The sequence below is a fragment of the Mycobacterium sp. 1482292.6 genome, assembly GCF_001672995.1.
Classification (GTDB): domain Bacteria; phylum Actinomycetota; class Actinomycetes; order Mycobacteriales; family Mycobacteriaceae; genus Mycobacterium; species Mycobacterium europaeum_A.
This window is the reverse complement of the sequence record NZ_LZKV01000171.1, coordinates 1-9,061: the sequence shown is the minus strand read 5'-3', so window position 1 is coordinate 9,061 and position 9,061 is coordinate 1. Positions and strand designations below refer to the sequence as shown.

Annotated in this window: 8 protein-coding genes; 6 read left to right on the top strand and 2 right to left on the bottom strand. The window is 66.4% G+C overall.

All coding sequences use genetic code 11. From position 1 onward, the window contains the following. Both A5624_RS17070 and A5624_RS17065 read left to right on the top strand, forming a co-directional pair. On the top strand, nucleotides 1–687 hold a 687-nt coding region (locus A5624_RS17070; protein WP_156749059.1), incomplete at its 5' end, for a class I SAM-dependent methyltransferase. A 33-nt stretch (nucleotides 688–720) separates the two neighbouring features. Beyond that, complete coding sequence (locus A5624_RS17065) at nucleotides 721–2,781, top strand: prolyl oligopeptidase family protein (protein ID WP_066868454.1); 2,061 nt, start codon at nucleotides 721–723, stop codon at nucleotides 2,779–2,781. Nucleotides 2,782–2,798: 17 nt separating this feature from the next. Here the strand turns inward: A5624_RS17065 and A5624_RS17060 are convergent, their stop codons facing one another. Further along, a complete protein-coding gene (locus A5624_RS17060; protein ID WP_082990593.1) occupies nucleotides 2,799–4,166 on the bottom strand; it encodes a DUF2254 family protein in 1,368 nt (455 codons plus the stop codon). A 154-nt stretch (nucleotides 4,167–4,320) separates the two neighbouring features. Here A5624_RS17060 and A5624_RS17055 point away from each other — a divergent pair, with 154 nt between their 5' ends. The 4 genes from A5624_RS17055 (at nucleotide 4,321) to A5624_RS17040 (ending at nucleotide 6,588) form a co-directional block, all read left to right on the top strand. Further along, nucleotides 4,321–4,632, top strand: a complete 312-nt coding sequence (locus tag A5624_RS17055) for a hypothetical protein (protein WP_066868448.1) — start codon at nucleotides 4,321–4,323, stop codon at nucleotides 4,630–4,632. A 7-nt stretch (nucleotides 4,633–4,639) separates the two neighbouring features. After that, nucleotides 4,640–5,551, top strand: a complete 912-nt coding sequence (locus tag A5624_RS17050; RefSeq protein WP_066868446.1) for a crotonase/enoyl-CoA hydratase family protein — start codon at nucleotides 4,640–4,642, stop codon at nucleotides 5,549–5,551. A gap of 79 nt (nucleotides 5,552–5,630) precedes the next feature. Beyond that, nucleotides 5,631–6,143, top strand: a complete 513-nt coding sequence (locus A5624_RS17045) for a DUF5078 domain-containing protein (protein ID WP_066868444.1) — start codon at nucleotides 5,631–5,633, stop codon at nucleotides 6,141–6,143. A gap of 91 nt (nucleotides 6,144–6,234) precedes the next feature. Beyond that, the gene (locus tag A5624_RS17040; protein ID WP_066868440.1) at nucleotides 6,235–6,588 is read left to right on the top strand and encodes a hypothetical protein; all 354 of its coding nucleotides are present in this window, start codon (nucleotides 6,235–6,237) and stop codon (nucleotides 6,586–6,588) included. Between the two features lie 42 nt (nucleotides 6,589–6,630). Here the strand turns inward: A5624_RS17040 and A5624_RS17035 are convergent. After that, on the bottom strand, nucleotides 6,631–9,061 hold a 2,431-nt coding region (locus A5624_RS17035; RefSeq protein ID WP_066868439.1), incomplete at its 5' end, for an RND family transporter.

Below are 9,061 nucleotides of genomic sequence, written 5' to 3'. Positions count from 1 at the left end.
GAGGTGGCCGCGGGCCCAGGCGAGACCGGCTTTCTCGTCGCGGACCGGCTCGGTCCCACGGGCCGCCTGATCTCCAGCGATTTTGCGCCCGAGATGGTGGCGGCAGCGCGTCGCGGGGCCGACGAGCGGGGCCTGCACAACGTCGAATGTCGCGAACTCGACGCCGAACGGCTCGATCTGCCGGACGCCAGCATCGACGGGGTGCTTTCGCGCTTCGGGCTGATGCTCATGCCGGGGCAGCAGAGGGCGGTCGCGGAGGTCCGGCGGGTCTTGCGGCCCGGCGGTCGGTTCGCCTACGCGACATGGGGACCGCCGGACCGCAACCCGTGGCTCTTCCACGTGGTGGTCGCGATGCTGCAGAACGGGGTCACGCCGCCCGGTGACCCGTTCGCCCCAGGCGGTCCTTTCTCCCTCGCCACCCCCGAAAGCAACCGGGCCCTGGCCGATGCGGGCGGGTTCGAGGACGTCGCCGTCGAAGAGATCACCGGGGTCATGCGTTTCGACAGCCCGGACGAGCACTGGGCGCATGTGACCGGGCTCGCCGGCCCGGTGGTGGAACTGGTGGCCTCCCTGGACCCCGCGCAGATCGACGCGATCCGCGCGACCCTCGCACCGTCGCTGACGCCCTACCAGCGCGACGGCGCCCTCGAGATCCCGTGGGCCGCGATGGTTACGAGGGCGACGTAAGGGCCCGCGTCCTGCGGCCGTAAGAATGGCGGCATGACTGAGGACCCATACCTGTGGCTCGAGGACGTCACCGGTGACGAGGCGCTGGACTGGGTGCGGGCGCGTAACGAGCCGACACTGGCGCGCTTTCGCGACGAGAATTTCGAGCGGATGCGCATCGAGGCGCTCGAGGTGCTCGACACCGATGCCCGCATCCCCTACGTGGTCCGCCGCGGCGAGTACCTCTACAACTTCTGGCGCGACGCGGCCAACCCCCGCGGGCTGTGGCGGCGCACCACCCTGGACAGCTACCGCACCGACTCCCCGGAGTGGGACGTGCTGATCGACGTCGACGAACTGGGTCGGGCCGACGGCGAGAAGTGGGTGTGGGCCGGCGCCGGCGTCATCTACCCGGAATACACCCGCGCGTTGGTCAGCCTCTCCCGCGGCGGCTCCGACGCCTCCATCGTGCGCGAATTCGACATGGAAACAAGGAAATTCGTCGACGGGTTCGCGCTACCCGAGGCCAAGTCGCAGGTGAGCTGGGCCGATCCGGACACCGTGCTGGTCGGCACCGACTTCGGCGAGGATTCGCTGACCGACTCCGGCTATCCACGGGTGGTCAAACGATGGCGCCGCGGCACTCCCCTCGCCGACGCCGAGACGGTCTTCGAGGGATCTCGCTCCGACGTCAACGTGGTGGCCAGCGCCACCCGGATCCCCGGGTTCGAACGCACCCTGATCGGCCGGGCCTTGGACTTCTGGAACGAAGAGGTCTACGAGTTGCGCGGGTCGGAACTGATCCGCATCGACGCGCCCACCGACGCCAGCGTGAGCCTGCACCGCGAGTGGCTGTTGATCGAACTGCGCAGCGACTGGTCGTTGGGCGAGTCCAGCTATACCGCCGGCTCGCTGCTGGCCGCGAATTACGAGGAATTCCTCGCCGGCACAGCGCAATTGCAGGTGGTGTTCGAACCCGACGAGCACACCGCGCTCAACCACTACACGTGGACCAAGCACCGGCTGCTGATCGTCACACTCGCCGACGTGGCCAGCCGCGTGGAGATCGTCACGCCGCCATCGCGTGACGACCCGCTGCGCCCGGCTCCGCCGCGCTTGCGATCGTCACAAGGCGACTGGCGACGCGAGCCGGTGGCCGGGATTCCCGCCGCGACCAATACCGTCGTCGTCTCCGCCGACGACACCGGCGACGAATTCTTTTTGGATTCCAGCGGATTCGACTCGCCGTCACGGCTGATGCGCGGAACCGACGACGGCCGGCTCGAGCAGATCAAGTCCGCGCCGGCCTTCTTCGACGCCGAAAACATCTCGGTGACACAGAACTTCGTCACGTCACAGGACGGCACGTCGATCCCCTACTTCGTGGTGCGGCCCGGCGGTCCGCAGGCCGCCGACGGGCCGGCGCCCACCCTGCTGTACGGCTACGGCGGCTTCGAATCGTCGAACACGCCGGGCTACAGCGGCGTGCTGGGCCGGCTGTGGCTGGCCCGTGGCGGCACCTACGTCCTGGCCAACATTCGCGGCGGGGGCGAATACGGTCCCGGCTGGCACACCCAGGCGATGCGGGAGGGCCGGCACAAGGTGGCCGAGGACTTCGCCGCCGTCGCAACCGATTTGGTGGATCGCGGCATCACCACGGTCGAGCAGCTCGGGGCGCAGGGCGGCAGCAACGGGGGCCTGCTGATGGGCATCATGCTGACGCAGTACCCCGAGCGGTTCGGGGCGCTGGTGTGCAGCGTGCCCCTGCTGGACATGAAGCGCTACCACCTGCTGCTGGCCGGCGCCTCCTGGGTCGCCGAGTACGGCGACCCCGACAACCCCGACGACTGGGCATTCATCTCCGAATACTCGCCATACCAAAACATTTCGGCGACGCGCCGCTACCCACCGGTGCTGATGACCACCTCCACCCGCGATGACCGGGTGCACCCGGGGCATGCCCGCAAGATGACGGCAGCACTCGAGGCCGCCGGTCATCAGGTCTTCTACTACGAGAACATCGAGGGCGGGCACGCCGGCGCGGCGGACAACGAGCAGGTGGCGTTCAAGTCCGCGCTGACCTACTCGTTTCTATGGCAGATGCTGGGCACTTGAGCTGAATGGTCTTGCTGTCAGCCCTCGGACTGCTGATTGCCCAACCGTGAGCCGAGGCGGGCGACTTCCGCCGCCGCGCCGGCCTGACCATTGTCCGACAGCGCACGGCCCAACGCGGTGAGCGCTCGCTCCATCTCATTGGTCAGGGGATGCCTGGCGGCGCCAGGCAACGCGTGGCGCAGTTGTGCCGTCACCATGCGTTGGTACTCCGCGGGAAGGTCCGGAAGGGCCATGGCGAAGACGTTGAAAACCTGGGCGCAGGTCTGGTGTTGCCCGCCCTGGGCGGCACCCACCGCGATGCTCGAAAGTGCGGACAACACTTCCGGAATCGCGGTGTCACGGTAAACGACCGGCAGCGGTTCGTCGTCGGGCTGCGTTCCACCGGATGACGGCGATCGGTGCACCCAGTGCGCCAACAGGGTGTGCAATCCGTCTATCGTCACCAAGGCCGCTTCCGGATCGCGCTGTGTAGCCGACGCCCATCCGATGCTCGAGAGCTGATGCACCCCGTAAACCGGTTCCCGGTTGAGTTGTCGCTCACGGCCGCAGCGCAACGCGTCATAAACCGCCCCGGCCAGCCGTTCCCGGTCGGCCTGACGCTCGGCACGCACCCCGGCGAGTGCCGATCCTTCGACCATGTGGCTACCCAGCCTGACGCAAAACTCGACTTCGACTGCGCCGCTGGTTGATTCGAGAGCCCGACCAAGGCTGTCCACGTCGATGTCGACGAGATAGCCGCTGCACTCCGACCGAACGATGGTGGTGGGCAGCCGCTCGAGTTGAGGTTTGTCCCGCAGCCGCCGCAACCACGCCGACTGCTCGGCACGGGTGGCGACGGTGAGCTGCACGATGCGTTCGACCACCGAGGGCGGACGCAGCTGGTCGAGAACCAGGTAGCCGAAGACCACCAGCCCCACCAGCGCGAGCACGCTCAAGATCAGCGCGACGACGGTGGAAAACACGGCTCGTTGCGGATCGGCCAACGTCAGCACGATCACGTAGTACGTGGAGAGCCCGGCGAAGTATCCGAAGAAGGCCTTGTGGGCGCGGCGACTGAGAAATTGCTCGACGACCACCCACGTGAAGACATCGGCCATCCGGTTCACCAGCGTCAAAAGCAGAAAGAACGTGATGGTCATCAAGGTGAGCACGCCCGGCGCAACGGTGCGCAACATCGACTGGTTCTGTTGCGGCGGCGCCACTTTGGCGAGAGCCTGCTGAACCGGCTGCAGCCACCCGATATCGGTGCGGTCCAACACGCTGGTGACGACCGCCAGCACGATGAACCCCAAGATCATCACCAGCGGCACGGCCAGGAATTCCTGCAGCGACCGCCGCAAGCCGCTTTCCCGCCGTGGCCGCGCGGGGCCGGCCGTACCAGGCATCCCCTCACCTGCTCCCGTGACACGCCAACATGTTTCCCACTGATACCCGCGAGATCATCGATGAATCCGCATCCGTGAGCGCCGCAGAGCACGACGCCGAGAAAGGTCGCAGCATTCGATACCGAACCGCGGACGCGGCCATAGGATCGTCGACGTGTCCGCGATCCAACGCATCGAACTCACCCTGCTGGCGACGGGATTGATCTTCATCCTGGCCTCGGCGGCACAGGCGCGCTATCGCTTCGTCAAACACCGTCGCGCCGGCCGGCGGTTCTACTGGGCGACCGCGGCCATCGGCATCGTCTGCTTTGCGGTCGGGACGGGGCAACTCTGGCCGAACGGCGTGCTCGCGGCGGCGGTGTTTTCCGCCATCGTCGCCTTTTCGGCCTACCTCACCACGCCGTATTTGAAGATCGGCGGGCGAATCTACGCGTCCTCGCCGGAGAACCGTCAGCCCGACCCGTAAGGACGCTATGCCGACCCGTGACTTCGAGACGCTGCTGTACCGGACGGCCGGCCCGGTCGCCACCATCACGCTGAACCGCCCGGACCAGCTCAACACGATCGTGCCGCCGATGCCCGACGAGATCGAGGCCGCCATCGGGCTGGCCGAGCGCGATCAAGACATCAAGGTCATCGTGCTGCGCGGTGCGGGCCGGGCGTTCTCCGGCGGCTACGACTTCGGCGGCGGCTTCCAGCACTGGGGCGAGGCCATGATGACCGACGGGAAATGGGATCCGGGCAAGGATTTCGCGATGGTCAGCGCCCGCGAGACCGGCCCGACCCAGAAATTCATGGCCATCTGGCGGGCGTCCAAGCCGGTGATCGCCCAGGTACACGGCTGGTGCGTGGGCGGGGCCAGCGACTACGCGTTGTGCGCCGACCTCGTCATCGCCAGCGAGGACGCGGTGATCGGCACGCCCTACAGCAGGATGTGGGGCGCGTATCTGACCGGGATGTGGCTCTACCGGCTGAGCCTGGCCAAGGCCAAGTGGCACTCGCTGACCGGCCGGCCGCTGACCGGCGTGCAGGCCGCCGAGATCGAGTTGATCAACGAGGCGGTGCCATTCGAGCGGCTGGAGGCCCGCGTCGCCGAGATCGCCGCCGAGCTTTCGCAGATCCCGTTGTCGCAGCTGCAGGCCCAAAAGCTGATCGTCAACCAGGCCTACGAGAACATGGGGCTGGCGTCCACCCAGACGCTCGGCGGCATTCTCGACGGCCTGATGCGCAACACCCCAGACGCGCTGGCCTTCATCAAGACCGCCGAGGCCGACGGCGTGCGCGCGGCGATCGAGCGCCGCGACGGCCCCTTCGGCGACTACAGTCAGGCCCCGCCGGAGCTGCGGCCCGATCCAAAGCACGTCATCGTCCCTGATCGCGACTGATACTGAGATGCACTAGCCAAATCCTGGCAGTGAGCTGGGAACTGTTCCCGGCGGGCCAAAAAGTGCTACCGTAACGGCTATGTCTCGGCTGAGTTCTGGCCTGCGTGCAGGCGCCGTGTTCCTTGCTCTGGGTGTTACCGCTGCGATCTTCCCGTCGACCGCGGTAGCCGACTCCACGGAGGACTTCCCGATCCCCCGCCGGATGATCAACACCACGTGCGACGCCGAGCAGATCCTGGCGGCCTCCCGGGACACCAGCCCGGTGTATTACCAGCGCTACATGATCGACTTCGACAACCACCCGAACGTCCAGCAGGCGACCATCGACAAGGCGCACTGGTTCTACTCGCTGTCACCGGAGGACCGCCGGAACTACTCCGAGAACTTCTATGCGCCCGTGTCCGATCCGCTGTGGGTGGCCTGGCCCAACCACATGAAGATCTTCTGGAACAACAAGGGCGTCGTGGCCAAGGCCACCGACATCTGCAACCAGTACCCGCCCGGCGACATGTCAGTCTGGGACTGGGCCGAGCCCACTGGCCCGCCCGGATGGCCAGGGCCTGTCAAGGGCCGGGTCGACCCCCAAGGCTAGGGTTCGACGTTGTTCGTCCCCCGATCGGGGGACATCGCAATCACCCGTTGACCGGATGGTGCGTTGCGCGCCGCCGCGGGATAGTCGTGCCATGCACAGCACAGACGCTCAGCCACCCCGGGGCGGGTCCCATCGCGACGACGTCGCCGACATCCTGGCGCAGCTCGATTGGCACGACCTCACCTGCCAGGCCGACGTCGGCTGCACCAGCCGCGCCACCCACGTCGTGCACCGCCACGCCGTGGACGGCTGCAACCGGCCCGGCGCGGACCCGCTCGGCAACATCGTCGGCATCGTCTGCACCTGCTGCCTGCGCGACCTGCAGATCGAGGTGCTGCGGCAGGTGGACCAGATCAGGTCCAGCCCGCACGCCTACTGCCTGACCTGCGGCGTACCGGTACGCCAGCTCAGTCACGCCTTACGCGTGACCCAGCTCCGTCAGTAGCGCGGTCGTCGCGCCACCGGTCGGTGTTCGCGTGCGTGAAGATCAGCGCGGTTGTACCACTCCGCCCGGCGGGTGCTCGTCGACGTCGTTGAGGATCAACTCGCGCACCGCGGGACGCGGTCCGTACGGTCGCAGCATGGTGCTGGCCGGCCGGGGACGCACGTGCTGCGGCCACCAGAACCAGCGGCCGAGCAGGGTGGCCAGCGAAGGTGTCATGAACGACCGCACGATCAAGGTGTCGAAGAGCAGACCCAGCGCGATCGTCGTACCCACCTGGGCCATCACCAGCAGCGGGCTGAACATGAACGTGGCCATGGTGGCGGCAAAGACCAGACCGGCGGAGGTCACCACCGAGCCGGAACCGGCCATGGCGCGGATCGTCCCCGTCTTGAGCCCGGCGTGGATTTCCTCTTTGAACCGCGATATCAGCAGCAGGTTGTAGTCCGAGCCGACCGCCAGCAGCAGGATGACCGCCATCGCCAGCACCATCCAGTGCAACTTCATGCCCAGGATGTACTGCCACAAGAGCACGGAGAGTCCGAATGAGGCGCCCAGCGACAGCAACACGGTACCGACGATCACGAAGGCCGCCACGACGCTTCGGGTGATCACCAGCATGATGATGAAAATCAAAGTGGCCGCGGCGATTCCGGCGATCATCAGGTCGATGTTGGAGCCGTCGTGCATGTCCTTGTACGTCGCGGCGGTGCCGCCGAGGTAGACCTTGGCGCCTTCCCAGGGAGTGCCCTTGATCGCCTCGTGCACGGCCTGCTTGATCGGTTCGATGTGGTTGATGCCTTCAGGAGTCGCCGGGTCGCCTTCGTGGGAGATGATCAGCCGGACGGCGTGCCCGTTCGGCGAGATGAACTGTTTGAGACCTCGCGCGAAATCCGGGCTCTTGAACGCCTCCGGCGGGAGGTAGAACGTGTCGTCGTTTTTCGCTTTGTCGAAGGCGTCGCCTTGCGCGGTGGCGTTGTCGGACTGCGCTCTCGCCTGTTCGTTAAGACCCTGCGTGATCGCATAGTTCGACATGATGGTGTCGAGGTTGCGCTGCTGGCTCTCGATCTGCGGCGGTATCAGCGCGACCAGTTTCGGCTGAATCTTGTCCAGCTTGTCCAGGTTCGCGCTGAGGTTCACGATGTTCTCAGCCACCTGGTCGATGCCGTCGAGCGCGTTGAAGACCGACCGGAGTGCCCAGCAGACCGGGATGTCGTAACAGTGCTTCTCCCAGTAGAAGTAGCTACGGATCGGCCGCAGGAAGTCGTCGAAGTTGGCGATGTCGTCGCGCAACCTCTCGGTGATCTGCACGGTTTCCTTGGTGAGCCTGGTGGTTTCGTGCGTCGTGTTGCTGAGATCCTGGGTCACCTGCATCTGCTCATGCAGGGTTGCCATCGTCTTGTGCAGCTCGTCGGCTTGCTTGAGCAGGTTTGCCGCCTGCTCGTCCTGATAGTGCTGGGTCTGGATTCGCCCTGCGGCCTGCGCACCCATCTGGAATCCGAGGGTGCTGTGGTCGAGTGGCGTGCCCAGCGGCCGGGTGATGGTCTGCACCCGGCCGATACCGGGGATGTGGAAGACCGCCTTGGCGACCTTGTCCAGGACGATGAAGTCGGCCGGATTACGCAGGTCGTGATCGGTCTCGATCATCAACAGCTCAGGGTTGAGCCGAGCCTGGTCGAAGTGCCGGTCCGCGGCGGCATAACCGACGTTGGCCGGGGTGTCCGCCGGCAGGAAGTGGCGGTTGTCGTAGTCGGTCTTGTAACCGGGCAGAGCGAGCAGACCAACCAGCGCGATCGCGACGGTCACCGCGAGAACCGGTGCGGGCCAGCGGACTACCACGGTGCCCATGCGACGCCAGCCCCGGGTCTGCAGCGTGCGCTTTGGATCCATGAGCTTGAAGAACGACGCAACCGTCAGTATTGCCGGAGCCAGCGTCAAAGCCGCCAGCACCGCGACCAGCATGCCGACCGCGCACGGCACCCCCAGCGACTGGAAGTACGGCAGCCGGCAGAAGCTCAGGCAGTACATCGCGCCGGCGATGGTCAGGCCCGATCCGAGCACGACATGCGCGGTGCTGTGGAACATGGTGTAGAACGCTTGTTCGCGGGTCTCGCCCAGCCCGCGGGCCTCGTGATAGCGGCCGACCACGAAGATCGCGTAATCCGTCCCGGCGGCGATCGCCATCAGCACCAGCATGTTGTTGGCGAACGTCGACAGCCCCATGACGCCGTAGTTACCGAGCGTCGCGACGACACCGCGGGCCGCTGCCAGCTCGATGAACACCATGGCCAGCATGATCAGGACGATGCTGATCGACCGGTAGACGAACAGCAGCATCACGATGATCACCAGGAAGGTGACGAGCGTGACCTTCGCGACGCCCTTCTCACCCGCGTGGGACTGATCGGCGAACAGCGGGCCCGCGCCGGTGACGTAGGCCTTGATTCCCGGCGGCGCGGGCACCGAGTCCACGATC